At 71.3% G+C, this 20,284-nt stretch carries 10 protein-coding genes; 6 read left to right on the top strand and 4 right to left on the bottom strand.

Going from position 1 to position 20,284, the window contains the following annotated elements:
• Positions 1–399 precede the first annotated feature (399 nt).
• Complete coding sequence (locus IG64_RS15225) at positions 400–4,203, top strand: GH92 family glycosyl hydrolase (protein ID WP_199811596.1); 3,804 nt, start codon at positions 400–402, stop codon at positions 4,201–4,203.
• A gap of 109 nt (positions 4,204–4,312) precedes the next feature.
• Here the strand turns inward: IG64_RS15225 and IG64_RS15220 are convergent, their stop codons facing one another.
• The 3 genes from IG64_RS15220 to IG64_RS15210 all read right to left on the bottom strand — a co-directional run bounded on the left by IG64_RS15220 (position 4,313) and on the right by IG64_RS15210 (position 13,329).
• On the bottom strand, positions 4,313–7,597 hold the full coding sequence (locus IG64_RS15220; RefSeq protein ID WP_037856084.1) for a GH92 family glycosyl hydrolase: 3,285 nt from the start codon (positions 7,595–7,597) through the stop codon (positions 4,313–4,315).
• A 433-nt stretch (positions 7,598–8,030) separates the two neighbouring features.
• Positions 8,031–10,748 carry an aconitate hydratase AcnA gene (gene acnA / locus IG64_RS15215; protein WP_037856082.1) on the bottom strand — a complete coding sequence of 906 codons (2,718 nt, stop codon included), beginning with the start codon at positions 10,746–10,748 and terminating at the stop codon, positions 8,031–8,033.
• A 493-nt stretch (positions 10,749–11,241) separates the two neighbouring features.
• Positions 11,242–13,329 (bottom strand): PIG-L family deacetylase, encoded by a 2,088-nt coding sequence (locus tag IG64_RS15210; protein ID WP_078884020.1) that lies wholly within the window; start codon positions 13,327–13,329, stop codon positions 11,242–11,244.
• 617 nt (positions 13,330–13,946) lie between these two features.
• Here IG64_RS15210 and IG64_RS15205 point away from each other — a divergent pair.
• From IG64_RS15205 to IG64_RS40420, 4 genes are all read left to right on the top strand, one after another.
• Positions 13,947–15,476: a helix-turn-helix domain-containing protein gene (locus tag IG64_RS15205; protein WP_037856081.1), complete on the top strand. Its 1,530-nt coding sequence runs from the start codon at positions 13,947–13,949 to the stop codon at positions 15,474–15,476.
• A 122-nt stretch (positions 15,477–15,598) separates the two neighbouring features.
• Positions 15,599–16,108 carry a hypothetical protein gene (locus IG64_RS15200; protein WP_234438519.1) on the top strand — a complete coding sequence of 170 codons (510 nt, stop codon included), beginning with the start codon at positions 15,599–15,601 and terminating at the stop codon, positions 16,106–16,108.
• A 132-nt stretch (positions 16,109–16,240) separates the two neighbouring features.
• Positions 16,241–17,038, top strand: a complete 798-nt coding sequence (locus IG64_RS15195; protein WP_037856074.1) for a hypothetical protein — start codon at positions 16,241–16,243, stop codon at positions 17,036–17,038.
• 11 nt (positions 17,039–17,049) lie between these two features.
• Positions 17,050–17,481 carry a hypothetical protein gene (locus tag IG64_RS40420; protein ID WP_051812945.1) on the top strand — a complete coding sequence of 144 codons (432 nt, stop codon included), beginning with the start codon at positions 17,050–17,052 and terminating at the stop codon, positions 17,479–17,481.
• Positions 17,482–17,720: 239 nt separating this feature from the next.
• On the opposite strand, the gene IG64_RS15185 is transcribed toward IG64_RS40420, so the two are convergent.
• Positions 17,721–18,605, bottom strand: coding sequence for a LysR family transcriptional regulator (locus IG64_RS15185; protein WP_037856072.1), 885 nt, complete (start codon positions 18,603–18,605; stop codon positions 17,721–17,723).
• 122 nt (positions 18,606–18,727) lie between these two features.
• Between IG64_RS15185 and IG64_RS15180 the strand changes: the two genes are divergently transcribed.
• The gene (locus tag IG64_RS15180; protein WP_037856170.1) at positions 18,728–19,996 is read left to right on the top strand and encodes an MFS transporter; all 1,269 of its coding nucleotides are present in this window, start codon (positions 18,728–18,730) and stop codon (positions 19,994–19,996) included.
• Positions 19,997–20,284: the final 288 nt, after the last annotated feature.

The raw sequence follows: 20,284 nt of genomic DNA, 5'->3' as shown, positions 1-20,284 counted from the left end.
TAGGCCAAGCTCGTGCAATAAGTACTTCGTGCGTCATCCACCGGGATCGCTGGGAAAACAAGGAGGCCGCCGCGTTTCGCACGTCGAACCACCTTTCCGGCTCCCCCCGGGTCCGCCGCCGACCGGTCGAACGGCTTCACGGACGCCGACAGGTATAGTCCACTTCAGGCGGACGGAGCAAGATCGAACGCAAGGTTCACTGTCGGTCTTTTCCGAGTTGAGACCTCGCGGAAATATGAACCCCCTGTGGGGTCCCTTGACGGAAATATCCGGGACTTCACGCCCGAATGCCGCACCCAACACCCTTGACATCTCTGGCCACTTGACTCCCTACTGGAGCTTGCGCCGAATTTGACAACGTTGTCCGGCGCTTTGGAGTACCAGGGAGGGTGCCCTCGTATGCAGCGCAGAGTACGGCACAGATGGGGTCCGGCGGTCGTCGTCACGGCCGCCTTCGTCCTGGCCGCCGGTTCCCAGGGGGCGGCGGTCGCCCTGCCCGGCAAGGCCCCGGCGGCCGACCGGGAGTTCGCGTCCTCGTTCGAGTCCGGCGATCCGGCACCGGACTGGCTCAGCACGGTCGACACCGCCCCGGACGGCGGCAAGCGCGCCTCGGGTGTGGACGGCGGCTACAGCACCGGCATCCCGGGCAACGTCGACGACCACGTCACCGACCTCCGGGCCAGCTCGGAGAACAGCGGGTCGGGCGAGGTCAAGGAGAACCTCGTCGACGGCGAGCCGGGCACCAAGTGGCTCACCTTCGAGTCCACCGGCTGGGTCGAGTTCGATTTCGACAAACCCGTGAAGATCACCCGTTACGCCCTCACCTCCGCCAACGACTACGGCGAGCGTGACCCGAAGGACTGGACGCTCCGGGCCTCCGCCGACGGCAAGGACTGGAAGAGCGTCGACAGCCGCTCCGGCGAGTCCTTCGCCCAGCGTTACCAGACGAAGACGTACGATCTGGCCGCGCCCGCGGAGTACCAGCACTTCCGGCTGGAGATCACGAAGAACAACGGCGCCTCGAACATACTCCAGCTCGCCGATGTCCAGTTCTCCACCGGCGACGGCGGCGGCACGATCCCCCAGGACATGCTCTCCCTCGTCGACCGCGGCCCCAGCGGCTCCCCGACCGCGAAGGCCGGCGCGGGCTTCACGGGCAAGCGGGCGCTGCGCTACGCCGGCCGGCACACCGCCAAGGGCCGCGCCTACTCGTACAACAAGATCTTCGACGTGAACCTGAAGGTGACCCGGGACACCCAGCTGTCCTACCGCCTCTTCCCGTCGATGGCCGACGGCGACCGCGACTACGACGCCACCAACGTCTCCGTCGACCTCGCCTTCACCGACGGCACCTACCTGAGCCGGCTGGGCGCCACCGACCAGCACGGCTTCGGGCTGAGCCCGCAGGCGCAGGGCGCGGCCAAGACGCTCTACGTCAACCAGTGGAACGACGTGGTCTCGCGGATCGGGTCGGTCGCGGCCGGCAAGACCGTCGACCGCGTGCTGCTCGCCTACGACTCCCCGAGCGGCCCGGCGAAGTTCCGCGGCTGGCTGGACGACGTGTCGATCAAGCGGGTCGCGCCCGAGCGGCCCAAGGCGCACCTGGCCGACTACGCGCTGACCACCCGCGGCACCAACTCCAGCGGCAGCTTCTCGCGCGGCAACAACTTCCCCGCGACCGCGATGCCGCACGGCTTCAACTTCTGGACCCCGGTCACCAACGCGGGCTCGCAGAGCTGGCTGTACGAATACGCACGTGCGAACAACAGCGACAACCTGCCCACCGTCCAGGCGTTCGCCGCGAGCCACGAGCCGAGCCCCTGGATGGGTGACCGGCAGACGTTCCAGGTGATGCCGTCGGCGGCGTCCGGCACCCCGGACACCGACCGCACCGCCCGCGCGCTGCCCTTCCGGCACGAGAACGAGACCGCGCACCCCTACTACTACGGCGTGCGGTTCGAGAACGGCCTGAAGGCCGAGATGGCCCCGACCGACCACGCGGCGGCGCTGCGCTTCACCTACCCGGGTGACGACGCGAGCGTCCTCTTCGACAACGTCACCGACCAGGGCGGCCTGACGCTGGACAAGGAGCACGGCGTCGTCACCGGCTACTCGGACGTGAAGTCCGGGCTGTCCACCGGCGCCACCCGGCTCTTCGTCTACGGCGTCTTCGACAAGCCCGTCCAGGACGGCTCCTCCAGCGGGGTCAAGGGCTACCTGCGCTTCGACACCGGCAAGGACCACGCCGTCACCCTGCGCCTGGCCACCTCGCTCATCAGCGTGGACCAGGCGAAGGACAACCTGCGCCAGGAGATCCCGGACGGCACCACCTTCGACACCGTCAAGGCACGCGCCCAGCGCACCTGGGACGGGCTGCTCGGCAAGGTCGAGGTCCAGGGCGCCACACCGGACCAGCTGACCACGCTGTACTCCAGCATGTACCGGCTCTACCTGTACCCGAACTCGGGCTTCGAGAAGGTCGGCGGCAAGGACCGGTACGCCTCCCCGTTCTCGGCGATGACCGGCGAGGACACGCCGACGCACACCGGTGCGAAGATCGTCGACGGCAAGGTGTACGTCAACAACGGCTTCTGGGACACCTACCGCACCACGTGGCCCGCGTACTCGCTGCTGACGCCCTCGCAGGCCGGTGAGATGGTCGACGGGTTCGTGCAGGGGTACAAGGACGGCGGCTGGACCTCGCGCTGGTCCTCCCCCGGCTACGCCGACCTGATGACCGGCACCTCCTCGGACGTGGCCTTCGCCGACGCGTACGTCAAGGGCGTCCCGATGGACGCCCAGGCGGCGTACGAGGCGGCCCTCAAGAACGCCACCGTCGTGCCCCCGTCCTCCGGTGTGGGCCGCAAGGGCATGAGCACCTCGCCCTTCCTCGGCTACACCAGCACGGCCACCGGCGAGGGCCTGTCGTGGGCCATGGAGGGCTACGTCAACGACTACGGCATCGCGAAGATGGGCGAGGCCCTCTACAAGAAGACGGGTCAGAAGCACTACAAGGACGAGGCGCAGTACTTCCTCAACCGCGCCCAGGACTACGTGAAGCTGTTCGACTCGAAGGCGGGCTTCTTCCAGGGCAAGGACGCCAAGGGCAACTGGCGCGTCGACTCCGCGAAGTACGACCCGCGCGTGTGGGGCTACGACTACACGGAGACCGACGGCTGGGGCTACGCCTTCACCGCCCCGCAGGACAGCCGGGGCCTGGCCAACCTGTACGGCGGCCGAAAGGGCCTGGCGGACAAGCTCGACACGTACTTCGCCACCCCGGAGACGGCGACCTCCGAGTTCGCCGGCTCCTACGGGGGGATCATCCACGAGATGACCGAGGCGCGGGACGTGCGCATGGGCCAGTACGGCCATTCCAACCAGGTCGCCCACCACGTCACGTACATGTACGACGCTGCCGGACAGCCCTGGAAGGCGCAGGAGAAGATCCGCGAGGTGCTCTCCCGGCTCTACGTCGGCAGCGAGATCGGCCAGGGCTACCACGGTGACGAGGACAACGGCGAGCAGTCGGCCTGGTACCTCTTCTCCTCGCTCGGCTTCTACCCGCTGGTCATGGGCAGCGGCGACTACGCCATAGGCTCCCCGCTGTTCACCAAGGCGACCGTGCACCTGGAGAACGGCCACGACCTGGTCGTGAAGGCGCCGAGGAACAGCGCGAAGAACATCTACGTGCAGGGTGTCCGGTTCAACGGCAAGAGGTGGAACTCCACCAACCTGCCGCACTCCCTGCTCTCCAAGGGCGGTGTGCTGGAGTTCGACATGGGTCCGCGGCCGTCGAAGTGGGGCACGGCCGAGAACGCCGCGCCCGTGTCGATCACGACCGGCGACAAGGCGCCGGCGCCGCGCGCGGACGTGCTCCGGGGCGACGGCGCGCTGTTCGACGACACCTCGTCGACGGACGCGACGGTGAGCCAGGTGGACCTGCCGGTCACCGGCTCCGTCAAGGCCCTCCAGTACACGCTGACCTCGTCGGGCGACCGCGGCAAGGCCCCGGCGGGCTGGACGCTCCAGGCGTCCTCGGACGGCACGCACTGGAAGACGGTGGACCGCCGCTCGGGCGAGTCCTTCGCCTGGGACAAGCAGACCCGGCCGTTCACGATCGCCTCGCCGGGCACCTACCAGAAGTACCGGCTGGTGCTCGACGGTGCCTCGACGCTGGCGGAGGTGGAGCTGCTGGCCTGACGCACACCCGGTGTGCGGCACAGCACAAGGGGCGGGTCCTGGCGGGCCCGCCCCTTCGTGCTGCTCCCGCCCTGCTCGGCAGGTCACTTCACGCGGTCACTGAAGCCGGTCACTTCACCGCGAGGGCGAAGACGTGCAGGTCGGTGTCGGACGGCAGCTTCACCGACCGGATCCGCAGACCCGCCGGGGCCTCGAAGGGCCGGGTGGCGAACACGTAGGTGGCCACCGGGTCCTTGTCGGCGCCCGCGACGTTGCGGTACGCCGTCTTGGCGACGACCGTGTTGCCGTACTGGACGGTGCCGCCGCCCCCGCCGACGGTCCAGTCGGTGAAGGAGAGGTCGGTGGTGGCCGTGGTGCCGTCGGTGTAGGTGACGGTCGCCTTGGTCTGCTGGTTGCCGTTGACCGCGCTGCCGACGAAGGACAGCGCGGTCGCGGGGGCGGGCAGGGTGATCGTCTGGCCCGCCGCCGACACGTTGTCCGGGCGGCCGCTGGGCGAGTCCGGCCAGGTGAAGGCCAGGCCGTCCACGGTGCCCTGCCCGCCCGGGGTGAGACCGGCCGCGGCCAGGGCCTGCCGGGAGTAGCTCCAGCCGCCGCCGTCGAAGTCGGCCTCGTCGTGGTCGCCCGCGTCGTCGGAGACGCCGGTGTTGTTCCGGGCGGCGAGCAGGGTGCCGGGTGCCGCGAGGGTCAGGGCCACGGGCTGCTCGTAGGACTGCCCGCCCGAGGTGACCGTGACCGACACGTCGTAGAAGCCCTGCGCGGTGTCCTTGCCGGCGCTCAGGGTGATCTCCTGGGATCCGCCGGTCACCGTGCCCTCGGCGGGGCTCGCCGTGACACCGGCCGGTGCCTCGACCCGGAAGCGCACGTCAGGTCCCTGCCCGCCGTTCAGCGACAGGGCGCGGATGGAGACCTTGGTGCTGTCGCCGGGGGCGAGCGTCGCCGTGGTGGGGCCGACGCCGATCTGGTACGGCTGCTCGCCCTGCCGGAAGGACGGCGGCGCCGCGGCCGGGTCGCTGCCCCAGGCGCGGTTCGGGGTGGAGGAGAGGGTGTAGTCCAGGCGTCCGCCGTCACGGACGAAGGAGGCGGGCAGCCACGGCCGCTCGCTCGTGCGGCCGTTCACCTTCAGGGACTGCACGTACGGCGATCCGGCGGCCGCTCCCCGGGCGCGCACGGAGATGTCGCCGCCGTGCGGGCGGTGGATCTCGGCGCGCTCGAACAGCGGTGAGGCGAGGACGAGTTCGGAGCGGGAGGGGACCTGCGGGTACATGCCGAGGGCGGAGAAGACGTACCAGGACGACATGGCGCCGAGGTCGTCGTTGCCGGGGATGCCGCCGGGCTCGGTGGTCCACAGCTGCCGCATGGCGGCGCGGACGGTCTCCTGGGCCTTGTAGGGCGCGCCCGCGTAGTCGTACAGGTAGGGGACGTTGATCGACGGCTCGTTGTCCATGGCCGCCTTGTCGCCGCCGCCCCCGGTGAACGCCCAGCCGCCGTCCGCTGCGTGGAAGAAGGCGTCGAGCCGGGCGAGGGCCTTGTCCCGGCCGCCCATGGCCGCGAACAGCCCGGCCGGGTTGTGCTGGACCATCCAGGTGTACTGGGCCGCCGTGCCCTCGACGAAGCCGTTGCCGGTGTCCGGGGTGAAGCCGGTGACCCAGCTCCCGTCGGCCTTGCGGTTGGCGATGTAGCCGCCGGAGTCGGTGGCGGCGATGTTGAAGTTGTTCTGCCACCACTGGGCGCGGCCGGCGAAGGCGTCCGCCGTCTTCTTCTGCCCGGCCGCGGCGGCGAGCTGGGACAGGGAGAAGTCGGCGGTGGACATCTCCAGGGTCTCGGCGGCGCCGCCCCAGGCGTTGGAGACGGACGGCATGTAGTGCAGTTTCAGGTACTTGTCGAGCGAGGGGCGCTGACCGGCGGAGAGCACCGGCTTGCCCGCCGCCGACAGGTCCTGCTCCGTCGGCACGGTGGCCGCCTTCACCAGGGACGCCAGCGCCCCCTCGAGGTCGAAGTCGGTGCCGCCGAAGGCGCGGATGCCGGCCAGTGCGGTGGGCGAGGGGTCGCCGTTCATGACGTGGGTGCCGCTCGCGCCGTGCAGCCAGCGGTCCCACGTGCCGCCGTTCTGCCGGGCCAGCTCGTACAGGGACTGGGCGATGTCCGAGCCGGTGCGCGGGCTGAGCAGCGTCAGCAGCTGCACCTGGTCGCGGTAGACGTCCCAGCCGGAGAAGGTGCCGTACTGCGCCTGGTGGCCGCGGCCGACGGTGTGCACCTTTCCGTCGGCGCCCCGGTAGCGGCGGTCGGCGTCGCTGATGACGTTCGGGTGCAGCAGGGCGTGGTAGAGCGCGGTGTAGAAGGTGGTGCGCTCGTCGGCGGTGCCGCCGCCGACCTGGATCGCGCCCAGCCGCTCGCGCCAGGCGCGGCGGGCCGCCTCCCGCACGGAGTCGAAGGAGCGCCGGGGCGGGTTCTCGGCCGCGAGGTTGGCGGCGGCGCCGGCCTGGCTGACGTAGGAGACGCCGACCTTGACTCCGACCGGGCCGGTGCCGGGGGCGAACTCGACGTAGCCGCCGGCGCCCTTGCCGGCCACCGGCCGCCCGCCGTGCGAGAAGCCGCCGGTGCCGCCGGTGGCCGAGGTCGCTCCGGCGCTCACCTTGTCGTCCTGCCAGGTGCCGGTCGCCTTGAACGGCCGGTCGAAGCGGGCGGTGAAGTACAGGGTGTAGTAGGCCCGTTGCCCCTCGGGGTCGAGGTAGCCGCAGAAGTTCCCGGAGGTCACCGAGCCGGAGACGGTCCGCGTGGCAGGGTCGATGGTGACCGAGGAGTCGGTCGAGCCGACCTCGGAGTTGGCGGTGCGGATCAGCAGCGAGGCGGGCTTGTCCGCGGGGTAGGTGAAGCGCGCGGAGCCGGTGCGGGCCGTGGCGGTGAGGTCGGCGGTGACGCCGGAGGCCAGGCCCACCTTGTAGTGGCCGGGCTCGGCCGTCTCGTCGGCGTGCCGGAAGCCGGAGGCGTAGACGGCGTCCTTGGTGTCGCTCGCCGGGGAGGTGGTGACCTGGCCGGCGTAGGGGAAGAACGGGATGTCACCGCTGCCGCCCGCGCAGCCGGTGCCCGACATGTGGGTGAGGCTGAAGCCGCGGATGCGGGTGGCGTCGTAGTGGTAACCGCCGGGGGCGGTCGTGCGGGTGGCGTCGCCGCGGGTGGTCTCCGGGCTGAAGGAGAGCATGCCGAAGGGGGTGACGGCGCCCGGGAAGGTGTCGCCGCCGTTCTTCGTGCCGATCAGCGGATCGACGTACGGCGTGGGGTCCTCGACCAGGGCGGGGCTGGATCTCCCGGGTGTGGTGGTCGCCGCGAGGGCGGGAGTGGCTCCGCCGGCCGCCAGTGCGGCGGCCAGCAGCAGGGACAGGGAACGGAAGCGCATGACGCGGCCCCTCCTCCTTCGGACGGGTCGCGCACCACGGATCACACAAGCCGCAGGGACAGTAGCGCGCGCCGGTGGTACAGCGGAAGACCCCGTGCTCCCCCGGCGCGCGCGGCCACTCACACGGGTGGCCCTGCGCCAAGTTGCTTGACATCGTTGTCGGTTGGGGCGGTAAAGTCATGTACAGACCACACAGACAACGTTGTCGCACCATGGTTCCCACCAAGCCGGCACCATCTCGGACAGGCGTCTTCCCCCCTTCGCCTGCCCGGCTCGCGGGCCCGGTGTCCTCGGCGCACGAGGCACCGGGTCCGCCCGAGCGTGTTCGCGCGCGCCCGTCGGCGCACCGCCGGACACGCCGTCCCGCCCCGGGTGCGCGCGAGGGCCGCACCCCGTTGCCGGGGTGCGGCCCTCTTCTGCCGTGCCGTACCGCTTACTTGCGGATCAGGCTGCGCAGCACGTACTGCATGATGCCGCCGTTGCGGTAGTAGTCCGCCTCACCGGGGGTGTCGATGCGGACGACCGCGTCGAACTCGACGCCGGTGTCGGTGGTGACCTTCACCGTGCGCGGGACGGTGCCCTCGTTCAGCTCGGTCACGCCGGTGATGGAGAAGGTCTCCTCGCCGGTCAGACCGAGGGAGCCCGCGGTGTGGCCCTCGGGGAACTGCAGCGGCAGGACGCCCATGCCGATCAGGTTCGAGCGGTGGATGCGCTCGTAGGACTCGGCGATGACGGCCTTGACGCCGAGCAGCGCGGTGCCCTTCGCGGCCCAGTCGCGCGACGAGCCCGAGCCGTACTCCTTGCCCGCGAGGACGACGAGCGGGATGTTCTGCTCGATGTAGTTGCGCGAGGCGTCGTAGATGAAGGCGACCGGGCCGCCGTCCTGGGTGAAGTCGCGGGTGTAGCCGCCCTCGGTGCCCGGCGCGATCTGGTTGCGCAGGCGGATGTTGGCGAACGTACCGCGGATCATCACCTCGTGGTTGCCGCGGCGGGAACCGTAGGAGTTGAAGTCGCGGCGCTGCACGCCGTGCTCCGTGAGGTACTGGCCCGCCGGGGTGTCGGCCTTGATCGCGCCGGCCGGGGAGATGTGGTCGGTGGTGACCGAGTCGCCCAGCTTGGCGAGCACGCGGGCGCCGGTGATGTCCTCGACCGGCTCCGGCTCCTGGCCCATGCCCTCGAAGTACGGGGGCTTGCGGACGTAGGTGGACTCGGCGTCCCACTCGAAGGTGTTGCCGGTCGGGATCGGCAGCGACTGCCACTGGGCGTCGCCGGCGAACACGTCGGAGTAGGACTTGGAGAACATGTCCTCGCCGATGGCGTTGGCGACGACGTCGTTGACCTCGGCCTCGCTCGGCCAGATGTCCTTCAGGTGGACCGGGTTGCCGTCCTGGTCGACGCCGAGGGCGTCCTCGGTGATGTTCACCTTCATGGAACCGGCGATGGCGTAGGCGACCACGAGCGGCGGGGACGCCAGGTAGTTCATCTTGACGTCGGGGTTGATCCGGCCCTCGAAGTTGCGGTTGCCGGACAGGACCGAGGTGACGGCCAGGTCGTGGTCGTTGACCGCCTTGGAGACCTCCTCCGGCAGCGGGCCGGAGTTGCCGATGCAGGTGGTGCAGCCGTAGCCGACGAGGTTGAAGCCCAGCTTGTCCAGGTACGGGGTCAGGCCGGCCTTGTCGTAGTAGTCCATGACGACCTTGGAGCCCGGCGCCAGCGTGGTCTTCACCCACGGCTTGCGGGTCAGGCCCTTCTCCACCGCCTTCTTGGCCACCAGCGCGGCGGCGACCATGACGTACGGGTTGGAGGTGTTGGTGCAGGAGGTGATGGCCGCGACGGTGACCGCGCCGTGGTCCAGCTCGTAGGTCGTGCCGTCGGGGGCGGTGACCGGGACCGGGTTGGACGGGGCGCCGTTCGGGTGGACGGCCGGGGCGTCGGAGGCCGGGAAGGACTCCACGCCCGCCTCGTCGACGCTGTCGACGTAGTTGCGCACGTCCTGCTTGAACTGCTCGGCGGCGTTCGCCAGCACGATGCGGTCCTGCGGGCGCTTGGGGCCGGCGATGGAGGGCACGACGGTGGACAGGTCCAGCTCGAGCTTCTCGGAGTAGTCCGGCTCGGCGTTCGGGTCCAGCCACAGGCCCTGCTGCTTGGCGTACGCCTCGACGAGCGCGAGCTGCTGCTCGGGGCGGCCGGTCAGGCGCATGTAGTTGATGGTCTCGGCGTCGATCGGGAAGATCGCGGCGGTGGAGCCGAACTCCGGCGACATGTTGCCGATGGTGGCGCGGTTGGCGAGGGAGGTCGCGGCCACGCCCTCGCCGTAGAACTCGACGAACTTGCCGACCACACCGTGCTTGCGCAGCATCTCGGTGATGGTGAGCACCAGGTCGGTGGCGGTGGTGCCGGCGGGCAGCTCGCCGGTCAGCTTGAAGCCGACGACGCGCGGGATCAGCATGGAGACCGGCTGGCCGAGCATGGCGGCCTCGGCCTCGATGCCGCCGACGCCCCAGCCGAGGACGCCGAGGCCGTTGACCATGGTGGTGTGCGAGTCGGTGCCGACCAGGGTGTCGGGGTAGGCCTTGCCCTCGCGCACCATGACCACGCGGGCCAGGTGCTCGATGTTGACCTGGTGGACGATGCCGGTGCCGGGCGGGACGACCTTGAACTCGTCGAAGGCGGTCTGGCCCCAGCGCAGGAACTGGTAGCGCTCCTTGTTGCGGCCGTACTCCAGCTCGACGTTCTGCTGGAAGGCGTCGTTGGTGCCGAACTTGTCGGCGATGACGGAGTGGTCGATGACCAGCTCGGCCGGGGCCAGCGGGTTGATCTTCGCCGGGTCGCCGCCCAGCTCCTTGACGGCCTCACGCATCGTCGCGAGGTCCACGACGCAGGGAACACCGGTGAAGTCCTGCATGATCACGCGGGCCGGCGTGAACTGGATCTCCTGCGACGGCTGGGCCTGGGAGTCCCAGTTGCCGAGGGCGCGGATGTGGTCGGCGGTGATGTTCGCGCCGTCCTCGGTGCGGAGCAGGTTCTCCAGCAGGACCTTCAGGCTGTAAGGCAGTCGGGCCGAGCCCTCGACCTTGTCAAGCCGGAAGATCTCGTACGACTCGTCGCCCACCTGCAGCGTGCTGCGGGCGTCGAAGCTGTTCGCCGACACGACAGTCTCCTTCATTGATGTGCGCGTACCACCACGATCCTGCCGCCACGCCATCCCGGCCAGTCCGCTAAGGTAGACCTAAGTTAGGTTTCCCTAACCTGGGTGGCGGCGGTGGTGCTCCTCGGCAGATATCTCGATGTCGAGATAACTCTAGTACATGGGGGCCGGAAGGTCATGCGCGGCAGGTGACCGATCTCCCGCAGCCGCCGCGGTCGGCACCACGTGGGCCGCCACGGCCGTCCGGGCTCCCCATGCCTCTGTCACGCCGCCGGCGAGAGCGGGACCAGCCGGACTCGCCACGCCGAGGTCACGGCATCGAGCGCGTTCGCCCGGACAGGCGGTCGCCCGGTGGATGCTGCCGGCATCAGCGCCGGATCCAGGCTCCTCCGCGCCCCCGTCACCGACGGCATCCGGCCCGTCCACGGTCGATCCAACGCGACATGCCTCTGTCCCGCCGTGCGTTCCCGTGACCGCACGTCCCGCCGTGGGGCGTCTAGAGCGTGACCGGTGCCGCATCCGCGCCGAGCGCGACCAGCACCGAGCCGGTCACGTTGCCCGCGCCATGGGGGCGCACGGGCACCAACGCGGGACGGCCGACGCAGAAGGCGGTCGTCGGGGCGCCCACCGGTACGGTGCCGGGCCCGGCGAGCAGAGCTCCGCCGGTGTCGGTCCGTACCGCCAGGACCGGCCCGGCGCCGCGGCCCGTGCCGGGCAGCAGCGCCAGCGGCCCGAAGCCCGTCCGCCGTACGGCCGACAGGGGCTGCCAGGTCGGGCCGCTCCCGCTCAGCCGCTCGACGACGATCTGCGCGCTCTCGGGTACCCGGTAGGCGAGCACCAGCGAGCCGTCCGCCGCACTCACGGCCGACGGCGCCTCGGCGGGTGGCGCGCTCAGCCGCAGCGGACCGCGGTAGCGCACCGCGGCTCGGGGGGCGGACTGGGCCCACCCGTGGACGGCGCCGCGCCCGGCGGCGAAGACATGGATGCGACCGGTGCCGTCGACGGCGGCGGTGAGCCCCTCCTGCACCTGGCCGCCGGCCAGGTTCCGCCACGGCGACCAGTGCCCCGCCGTGTCCCGCACCCGCGTACTGAGGCCCTTGGAGGCGTTCCGCACGAAGACGTGGACGCGGCCGTCGCGGCCCAGGACCGCCGTCGGCGGCCCGACCCGGCGGCCACGGACCGGGTTGCGCTCGGGATTGCCGAGGCTGCTCCACGTGTCAGGGAACGGCCCCCCGGCGGACCGCTGCTCGAGGAAGACGACTTCCCGCGTGTTGCCGGCCGACGCGGCGCCCAGCCCGGAGAAGCGAAGCCCGAACAACAGGTCCCGCCTGCCGGAGAGCGTGACGACGCTCAGCGCCGGGGCCAGCGGGCCGCCCCCGAGGTCTTCCGGGGCGCTCCATGCCGCCTTGCCCGCCGCTGTCTCGCCTACCGTGCCGCGCGTCCAGCGGGCGGCCCGCATGCCGAGCACGCCGTAGACGGTCAGCTCGCCTCCCGGTCCGGCGACGCCCTGCGGTCCGGAGGTGGGATACCGGTAGTGGGTGCTGCGCACCCAGTTGCGTTTGTCGCGCAGCGAGGCGCCCGATCCGACGCTGTAGTCGCCGCAACCGCTGGGATTGCCGCAGTTCCAGTCGGGACCGCCGCCGTAGTCGTCGAGATAGCGGGCCTTTTGCCGGACGACGGCGCCGGGCAGATTGATCGGCCACCGCTGGTTGTAGTAACCGCGGTACACCTCGGTCAGGAACACCGGGGCCTTGCCCCCGGAGGATGTGCTGCGTCCCACCCACCGGGTCATGGCGGCCCAGGTGAACAGGGCGACCGCCGTGTGGTCCGGGTGGTCCGAGTAACCGCGCTGATCGCTGCCCCGGGGGTTGTGCGCGTTGTGCACCTGCACGTCGGGGTCCGGGTCCAGCGTGCGTATGACCGTGGGCCGGAACCGGTCGAAGAGATGGGCGAGGGTGCCGATCAACTGGTCCCGGCTGTAGTGGCGCAATCGGGTGACCGGAGAACCCGGGACGACCACGGTGGCGACCTGGGCGCTGGAGTCCGCCCAGAGCTGCGTCATACCGACCTGGGTGTGGGGTCCGGCCCGGGTGTGCATGTCGATGCTGAGGAACACGAGATCGACACGCCTGCCACGGTGGGTGAGGCTCTGCACCTCGACCTCACCGCCGTCCGGCACGGTCAGAGTGGCCCGGGTCCAGGGCGCGAAGAGGCCGAGCCCGAGCATCGCCGCGTACGCCTGGCGCAGACCCTGCTGGCGGGCCGAGACGTAGGCGGGGACATCGGGCAGGGGCTTGGGGTGGCCGGGGACGGCGTTGACGCCGTACGAACCGCCGCCCGTCACGTACACCGACACCAGGGGGACGCTCCGGTCGAGTCCGCCGAGCGTGTCCGGGTTCATGAAGTGCAGGTCGTCGTCCGGGTGGGCGACCACCTGCATCACCACCGGGCGGCCGGCCGCACCGAACCCGGCCCGGGTGGCGACGGGCGGCGTCAGCGACTCGGTGCTGTCCGGAGCCGGCTTCGGCTTCCTCTTCCTCACACCGGAACAGCCGACCAACGCGGCCGCCATGGCTCCTGCCATGGAGCCCACGACCGTACGTCGCCCGGGCAACGGCCTCACATCCTGCGGACGACTCACTCGTTCGGACTCCGTTCACGCGCGGGACAGCCGCCCCCACCACCCCGTTCGCGCAAGAAGAGCGGTGGGAAGAATGCCGGGTTTCACGGCGCACGGTGATCCGCAACACATGCGCCACGTCGCGGGGTGTGCACCGTCGGCCGACGGTGAGAGGCGTCCGCAGGGCGTGCGGGCGCCGGGCGTACCCGCCTCGGTGCCCTGACCGGCGAACGGCCCGGAAGAAGCCCGGGACCGCCCGGTCGGCGGCGAACTCCCCTCGCCCGGCCGCCAGTAGGCCAAGTCGGGGTGTGAGGAGAGAACGTGGCAGTGAGCGTGCAACGCCTTCAGAGTTCTTCCCGGAGTGCGGCTCGGCATCGACTAGCGCTCCTGATCCGTCGCCGTCGGCGGGGAGAACGGACCGCGACACACCGACAGCAGCACCGGACGTCATGTGATATCGGTGGATTTGCCTGGCCCGTTCGAGTGAACCCGCACCCTTGTGAGCAGGCACGACTGACGGCACCTCACTCGAACGGACCCCCGGGGATGTGCCATCTCATATCTGAGATAGCCTCAACCTCATGGCAGACGACTACCTCGTACGCATCGGCAAGCTCATCCGTGACGCCCGGCAGCACCGCGGCTGGACGCAGGCGCAGCTCGCCGAGGCGCTCGGCACCAGTCAGAGCGCCGTCAACCGCATCGAGCGCGGCAACCAGAACATCAGCCTTGAGATGATCGCCCGGATCGGTGAAGCGCTCGACAGCGAGATCGTCTCTCTGGGCTACGCCGGCCCGATGCACCTGCGCGTGGTCGGCGGCCGCCGGCTGTCCGGCGCCATCGACGTGAAGACCAGCAAGAACGCGTGTGTCGCCCTGCTGTGCGCCTCCCTGCTCAACAAGGGGCGCACGGTGCTGCGCCGGGTCGCGCGGATCGAGGAGGTCTACCGCCTCCTGGAGGTGCTGGGCTCCATCGGGGTGCGCACCCGCTGGGTCAACGACGGCACCGACCTGGAGATCGTGCCGCCGGCCGACCTCGACCTGGACGCCATCGACGCCGAGGCCGCCGTCCGCACCCGCTCCATCATCATGTTCCTCGGCCCGCTGCTGCACCGCCTGGACCGCTTCAAGCTGCCCTACGCCGGCGGCTGCGACCTGGGGACGCGCACCATCGAGCCGCACATGATCGCGCTGCGCCGGTTCGGTCTGGACGTGGCCGCCACGGAGGGGCAGTACCACGCGACGGTGGACCGCGGTGTCCGCCCGGACCGCCCGATCGTGCTGACCGAGCGCGGGGACACCGTGACGGAGAACGCGCTGCTGGCGGCGGCCCGCCACGACGGAGTGACCGTCATCCGCAACGCCTCCTCCAACTACATGGTGCAGGACCTGTGCTTCTTCCTGGAGGCGCTGGGCGTACGGGTCGAGGGCATCGGGACGACCACGCTCACCGTCCACGGCGTGCCGGTCATCGACGTCGACGTGGACTACTCCCCCTCCGAGGACCCGGTCGAGGCGATGAGCCTGCTGGCCGCCGCCGTGGTCACCGAGTCGGAACTGACGGTCCGCCGCGTCCCCATCGAGTTCCTGGAGATCGAGCTGGCGGTCCTGGAGGAGATGGGCCTCGACCACGACCGCAGCCCCGAGTACGTGGCCGACAACGGGCGCACCCGCCTGGTCGACCTGACGGTCCGCCCCTCCAAGCTGGAGGCGCCGATCGACAAGATCCACCCGATGCCGTTCCCCGGCCTGAACATCGACAACGTCCCCTTCTTCGCGGCCATCGCGGCCACCGCGCAGGGCAAGACCCTCATCCACGACTGGGTCTACGACAACCGGGCCATCTACCTGACGGACCTCAACCGCCTCGGCGGCCGCCTCCAGCTCCTCGACCCGCACCGGGTCCTGGTCGAGGGCCCGACCCGCTGGCGCGCCGCCGAGATGATGTGCCCGCCCGCCCTGCGCCCCGCCGTCGTCGTCCTCCTGGCCATGATGGCCGCCGAGGGCACGTCGGTCCTGCGCAACGTGTACGTCATCAACCGCGGTTACGAGGACCTGGCGGAGCGGCTGAACTCCGTGGGGGCGCAGATCGAGACCTTCCGGGACATTTGAGACTAGGGCGCCGCCATACCCCGTCCGGCCGGCTGGAACGCCGGATCGGAGGGGGTGCGGCGGCACCCGTGGGACTTCCGGGGAACCCGCGGCGACGTCTCACGCGGCGACGAGGAGAACCGGTGACGACCAGAACAGGTGCCCTCCTCATCGCGGCACTGGCAGCCGCTTTTCTGCTTTCCGCCTGCTCCAGCCCGGACCCGGAGGATCGCCGTGTGACCGACGGGCGCACCGCGCGGTGGGACGAGAATGCCGGTGCGCCCGAGGCGTCTGCATTCATGAACGTGACGGCGCCCGAAGGTGCGACCGAGGTCAAGGGAGCTGTGCGGATCAACCCCCAGGAGGACGTCTACCTCCTCTCGTTCGTCACCAGCGAGAAGAACGCCGAAGGCATCGCGGCGGATCTCCGTCCCGAAGAACCGCTGAAGGTGAAGAAGGTCGACTTCGCCCCGGATGGCGAACTCTTCCAGCACCTCGGGCTGGCGGAGCCGCAGACGCTGAAGGGAGCCCGCTCGGCCGGGGCCTGCCCCCCGTGCGTGAAGGACGATCGCCGCAAGAAGGTGCAGTGGATCGACATCTACGTCCAAGCACTCGAGGGCCATCGGGCCAGGGTCTATCTGAAGGCTTTCTGACCTCGGTCTCTCGACGCCGGTCGGCGCAACTTGCCTCAGTGCATGCCCAGTTCAGGCAAAACCTGATCAGCCGTCGCCTCTTTCCCGTACGCTTCCCGACGCACGAAGCATCAGGCGGGGGGATGGCTGGCAGTGGCCGGTGACAGATCTGACGCCCGGCGGGAGCGGCCCCAGGAGCCCACGCACGGGCCCGGTCTCGACGGCCGGACGGGCGACGGGGGCCGGATCTACCAGGCTGCGCGCGACATCAACCGCAGCAGGATCACCCATGTCCTCGTGAGCGGATGGGCCGTCCTCGCCGCCGTGGTCGCCGTCGCCGCCGGTGCGGGGGGCGCGTACGTGCTCACGACCGGGCACGCGGAGAAGGACCCCGGCGGCGCGGCACCCCCCGTGTCCGTGAGCTCCCCGGCCCACGGCCCGACGGCGGACCACGCCTCCGCCCCACCCGGTGCCACGGCCGATGCGGGCACCCCGAGCGGCGCGGACCCGGTGACGGCTTCCCCGGACCACCGCGCGCGAAAGGCGCCCTCCGGATCCACCGTCCGCTGGCAGGGCACCCTGGCGGTCGGCCCGGGGGACGGCAAGGAACTGGACGGGGACCACCCCGTGACGGGCTCGTCCTCGGCCCTCGGCGGGTTCGACATCTCCACCGGAGAACTGGGGGACGGCCTACGGGCCCTCGCGGGGAACGGAGCCATCGCGCGGTGGCAGGACCCCACCAGGGAGCCCGGCGAGTCCGACTGCGCCGACACGGTCGACGCCCGCGGCGAACCCTACGGAGTCAAGCTGCGGGAGGGCGTCGTGCTGTGTCTGCGCACCGACGAAGGGCACGTGGTCCGGCTGAAGGTGACCAGGGTGCCGCAGGACTACATGTCCGCGGTGGAGTTCGAGACCGTCGTGTGGAACACCAGCGGCGGTCAGGGTGGCTGAGGAGACGGGGAGTGGAGATGGACCCGCTGGTGATGAGCGCGGCGAGCGCTCTGGTCGGTTCGATGGCGACCGACGCGTGGCAGCAGGCGCGTTCGGCGGTGCTGGTGCTGTGGCAGCGGACCCGTCCCGACCGGGTCCCGTCCGTGGCGGGCCGGCTGGCCGAGGTGCGCGAGGACGTGCGGGCGGCCAGGGAGATCGATGACAGGCAGGCCGAGGAGGCGCTGGCCCATGAGTGGGCGCCGCAGCTCCAGCAGTTGCTGAACGCCGATCCCGCCTTGCGGCAGGAGCTCCAGCGGGTGCTGGACGAGGTGCTGACGCCCCTCCTGCCGACGGGCGCGGCGGCGCGCCGTGACGGGGCGACGATGCAGGCGCGGGCCGGCCACCACTCCCGCATCTACCAGGCGAACGGCGACATGACCTTCAACGGCGGCTCAGGAGACTGACCAGCCGGACAGGGGCCGGACCGGCCGGTGCGGAGCCGGCCTGCGTCGAACCCACCCGGGAGCCGGCCGGTCCGGGGGCCGGCCCGCGGGGAACCGACGGGGCGTCCGCGCGCCGGGGACGGGCGGGGTGCCGTACGCAGAGGACGGACGGGGGCCCGTACGTCCGAGTCGGTCGTCGCCTGGCTCCGGCGTCCGACGGCCGCACGCACCTCATGTCTCACGCCTTGGGGCCCGCCCGGTCAGGTCACGTACTCGCGGGCCAGTGCGATCATGGCGCGCGCCGCCGCGCCGGGACGGTGGCCGCTCGGCGCGGCGAGGGAGAGGGGCCAGGTCAGGTCGGCGTCGCGCACCGTCAGGACGGCGACGTCCTCGGCCTCCCGGAGCGCGAACCTGGGCAGGAGCGCCACTCCCAGGCCGTGCCGTACGTAGTCCACGCCGGTGGCGACATCGGTGTTCTCCACGGTGACGCGGCGGGGTACGGAGGCCGCGGCGAAGGCGCGGTCGGCCACGGCCCGGTTGCCGTAGCCCACCGGGGAGTCGACGAAGTCGAGTCCGGTCAGTTCGGCGATCGACACACTGCCGCGTCCGGCCAGTGGATGGTCCGCCGGTACGACGAGGTCGAGGACCGAGCTGGTGAGGCCGGTCAGCGAGATGCCCGCCGGGCAGGGACCCGGCAGTGAGACGAACGCCAGGTCGAGCTGCCGGTCGAGGAGGGCGGCCACCAGGCCCTGGGAGCCGGAGGGCTCGGCGCTGGTCTGGAGCAGCACGCCGGGGTGGCGGCGGTGGAACTCTCCGAGCAGTGCGGGCAGGTCGAGCAGCCGGACCGAGGTCAGCGTGCCCAGGCGCAGGGTGCCGCGCAGTCCGCCGCGGACCTCGGCGACCGCGTCCGCGGCCTCCTGCGCGGCGAGCAGCGCGGCGCGGGCGCGCGGGAGCAGCGCGGCGCCGGCGTCGGTGAGCAGCACCCGCTTGGAGTTGCGGTCGAGCAGCTGCGTGCCCAGCTCGCGTTCCAGGCTCTTGACGGTGCTGGAGACCGCGGACTGGACGATGTGCAGCCGGGCGGCGGCGCGGGTGAAGTTCGCTTCGTCGGCCACGGCGACGAAACAGGCGAGCTGGCGCAGTTCCATCCTCCGATCATCTCACTGAGAGATGGCTACGGTCTTCAACTTTCGTTGGACGAGATGCTTCCGGCGCCACATTCTCAATGGTGTTCCACCCACCCGTCCGCCTCAGTCTGGAGCTGTTCCCCATGACGCAGTCGATCTCCGAGGCCCGCGAGCACCGGGCCGCGTCCTCCGGTACGCGGGGTGCCGCCGGGCGCCGCGCCGGCGCCCGGCGCCACGGCGTCGGGTTCTCGCTCGTCGCGTTCGCGTTCCTGACGGCGATGGCCTTCTCCACCGTTCCCACGCCGCTGTACCCGCTGTACATGGCGAAGGACGGGTTCTCCACGTTCGTGGTCACCCTCGTCTTCGCCGCCTACGCGGTGGGCGTCGTGATCAGCCTGGTCCTGGCCGGTCACGTGTCGGACCGGGTCGGCCGAAAGAAGATACTCGTCCCGGCGATCGGCCTGGAGCTGATCGCCGCCGTGCTCTTCCTGACGAGCACCTCGCTGCCCGTCCTCCTGGTCGCCCGGGTCGTCACCGGCCTCGGCGTCGGCATGGTCACCGCCACCGCGACGGCCCACCTGCACGAGCTGCACGCCGCGCACCGGCCCGGTGCCTCCACCCAGCGTTTCGAGCTGGTGTCGACCGCGGCCAACATCGGCGGCCTCGGCGTCGGTCCGCTCGTCTCCGGCGTCCTGGCCCAGTGGGTCTCCGGCCCGCTGCGCACCCCCTACCTCGTCTTCGCCGTGCTGCTGACGGCGGCCATGGCCGCCGTCGCGCTGACGCCCGAGACGGTCGAGGAGCAGCTCGTCAGGCCCGCCTACCGGCCGCAGCGGATCTCGCTCGACCACGGTGACCGTGCCGGGTTCACCGCGGCCGCGGCGGCCTCCTTCGCCTCCTTCGCCGTCTTCGGACTGTTCACCTCCGTGGCCCCGGGCTTCGTCGCCGGTTCCCTGCACCACCCGTCCCGGGCGCTCGCCGGGCTGATCGTCTTCGCCGTCTTCGGTGCGGCGGCCGCCGCGCAGAGCCTCACCACCCGGCTCGGCACCGCCGCCAGGCGCGGGCTCGGGCTGGCGGCCCAGGCGGTCGGGGTCGCGGCGCTCGTCACCGGGATGCGCACCGCCGACCTGACCACCTTCCTGGTCGGCGGCATCGTCGCCGGGGTCGGCGCGGGCGTGCTGTTCAAGGCCTCCCTCGGCTCGGTCGCCGCGCTGGCGGCGCCCGCCAAGCGCAGCGAGGCGCTGGCCGGGCTGTTCCTGATCGCCTACCTGGGCCTGACCGCCCCCGTCGTCGGCATCGGGCTGGCCGCCCGCTCCTTCCCCGTGACGACCGTGATGACCTGGTTCGCCGGCGTACTCCTGGTGCTGCTCGGCGCGGTCGCCGCCCTGTCCCGGCGTCGCCCGGCCGACGCCTGACCCGCCCTGCCGGTGGCCGCGACCGGATCCCAGTCCCACCGGTGGCCGCGGCCGGACCCCCGCCCCGAGGTGGGCGCGGCCGGATCCCCGCCCCGCCCGCGCGCCGGCCCACCCGGCCCGCGCCACCAATCCGGCCCGCCCCACTCGTCCGGCCCCCACCCGACCATCCGGCCCGCGCCCACCCGTCCGGCCCGCTCCGCCCGTCCGCCCGCTCCCGCTCGCCCCGGCCGCGCGTCCGCGAGCGGAGCGGTCGTACGCCGTCGCAGGGAGCGCGATCCGGCCGTGCTC

This window comes from Streptomyces sp. NRRL S-340 (assembly GCF_000720185.1).
Lineage (GTDB): Bacteria > Actinomycetota > Actinomycetes > Streptomycetales > Streptomycetaceae > Streptomyces.
This window is presented reverse-complemented; position numbering and strand designations above follow the sequence as displayed.